This window comes from Nocardioides sp., assembly GCF_029937575.1.
GTDB lineage: Bacteria > Actinomycetota > Actinomycetes > Propionibacteriales > Nocardioidaceae > Nocardioides.
The window spans coordinates 1-2364 of record NZ_JAPYPS010000124.1 but is presented as its reverse complement, the minus strand read 5'-3'; the positions used below and the strand labels follow the sequence as shown (position 1 = coordinate 2364).

General features: G+C 70.8%; 1 protein-coding gene. It reads left to right on the top strand.

Annotation, left to right across the window (positions count from 1 at the left end):
- Positions 1-165 precede the first annotated feature (165 nt).
- On the top strand, positions 166-2271 hold the full coding sequence (locus Q1K33_RS20585) for a VWA domain-containing protein (protein ID WP_300406786.1): 2106 nt from the start codon (positions 166-168) through the stop codon (positions 2269-2271).
- The last annotated feature ends 93 nt before the right edge of the window (positions 2272-2364 follow it).

The following is a 2364-nucleotide window of genomic DNA, read 5'->3' as shown; positions in this document are numbered from 1 at the left end:
GGTCGTCGAGGAGACGATCGCGCGCGCGGCGGAGCAGCGCGCGGCGTGAGGTGGGTCAGGAGTTCCCTGCGAAGTAGGCGTCTCCCGGGCCGCGGTGCCCCCGCCCGGGCCCGGACGTGATCTCCTCGCGACCCGCCGGCTTCGGGCGCGCGCCATACTGGACGCATGGCGAAGACCCGAGCTTCCCGGTTCAAGAAGTACGACGGCGGCGACCCGCTGGCAGCGCCGGTCGACCTCGCCGAGGCCCTGGACGCCATCGGCGAGGACGTGATGGCCGGCTACAGCCCGGAGCGCGCGATGCGCGAGTTCCTCCGGCGCGGCGGTCGCGACCAGCGGGGCCTCGACGATCTGGCGCGCAAGGTCGCCGAGCGGCGACGTGAGCTGCTGCAGAAGCACAACCTCGACGGCACGCTGCAGGAGATCCGCGAGCTCCTCGACCAGGCGGTGCTGGAGGAGCGCAAGGAGGTCGCCCGCGACGCGATGATGGACGAGGGTGACCGGGCACTGCGCGAGATGCAGCTGGAGAACCTCTCACCCAACACCGCGGCCGCGGTCAGCGAGCTGGGGGAGTACGACTGGCAGAGCAACCAGGCGCGGGATGACTTCGAGAAGATCAAGGACCTCCTCGGTCGCGAGATGCTCGACCAGCGCTTCGCCGGGATGAAGCAGGCCCTCGAGAACGCCACCGACGAGGACCGGGCCGCGATCAACGAGATGCTCGAGGACCTCAACGACCTGCTGGAGAAGCACTCGCGGGGTGAGGACACGCCCGAGGACTTCGCGCAGTTCATGGACCAGCACGGCGAGTTCTTCCCCGAGAACCCCCAGGACATCGACGAGCTGCTCGACGCGATGGCGCAGCGCGCTGCCGCGGCCCAACGGATGATGAACTCGATGAGCCCCGAGCAGCGCCAGCAGCTGATGGAGCTCTCGCAGCAGGCGTTCGGCTCGCCCCAGCTGATGGAGTCGCTCGCCCGGCTCGACGCCAACCTGCAGGGCCTGCGCCCCGGCGAGGACTGGGGCGGCTCGGAGCAGTTCGGCGACGGACAGGGGCAGGGCCAGGGTCAGGGGCTGGGGCTCGGCGACGGCACCGGTGTCTTCCAGGACCTCGCCGACCTCGACTCGCTCGCCGACCAGCTCTCGCAGTCGTACGGCGGAGCTCGGATGGACGACCTGGACCTGGACAAGCTCGCCCGCCAGCTCGGCGACGAGGCCGCCGTCGACGCCAAGACCCTGCAGCAGCTGGAGAAGGCGCTGCGCGACGGCGGCACGCTCAAGCGCGGCTCCGACGGGCAGCTCAAGCTCAGTCCGAAGGCGATGCGTCAGCTCGGCAAGGCGCTGCTGCGCGAGGTCGCGGACAAGATGTCGGGACGTCAGGGTCAGCGCGACATGCACAAGGCCGGCGCCGCCGGCGACCGCTCGGGTGCGACGCGGGAGTGGGCCTTCGGCGACACCGAGCCGTGGGACCTGCCCCGCACGATCCTCAACGGTGTGGGACGTCGTGCCGCTGACGCGACCGACTCCCGCCTGCTCGCGATCGACGACGTCGAGGTCCAGGAGACCGAGGCGCGCACGCAGGCCTGCGTGGCCCTCCTCGTCGACACGTCGTTCTCGATGGCGATGGACGGCCGCTGGGTGCCGATGAAGCGCACGGCGCTGGCGCTGCACACCCTGATCAAGAGCCGCTTCCGTGGCGATGCGCTGCAGCTGATCGCGTTCGGTCGGCATGCCGAGGTGATGGACATCGAAGAGCTCACCGCACTCGACGCCATGTGGGACAAGGGCACCAATCTCCACCACGGTCTGCTGCTCGCAAACAGGCACTTCCGCAAGCACCCCAACGCCCAGCCGGTGCTGCTGATCGTCACCGACGGCGAGCCGACCTCCCACCTGGAGTCGAGCGGAGAGGTCTACTTCTCCTACCCGCCGCACCCCATGACGGTCGCCTACGCCGTGCGCGAGCTGGACAACTCGCGCCGGATGGGTGCCCAGACGACCTTCTTCCGCCTGGGTGAGGACCCCGGCCTCGCCCGCTTCATCGAGCAGATGGCCCGCCGCGTCGACGGTCGGATGATCAGCCCCGAGCTCGACGACCTCGGCGCCGCCGTCGTCGGCTCCTACCTCGGCTCGCGCGACGCCGGCCGTCCCGGGGGCGTCGGAGGGGCGAGTGGCGTCGAGGGCTACGACGGGATGAGCCCGATGCGCTCGGGGTACGGCGGGTACGGCGGCGGCTGGTTCGGTGGCGGTCGGGGCTACTGGGTCGACGACTGAACCGGTCCGTCGGGCTGGTCTTGGTGGTCGCGGTGGTGGGGGCCGCGCGCGTAGCCGACCTGCTCCCGCCGTCAAGGATCGCCTGCGGCGCCC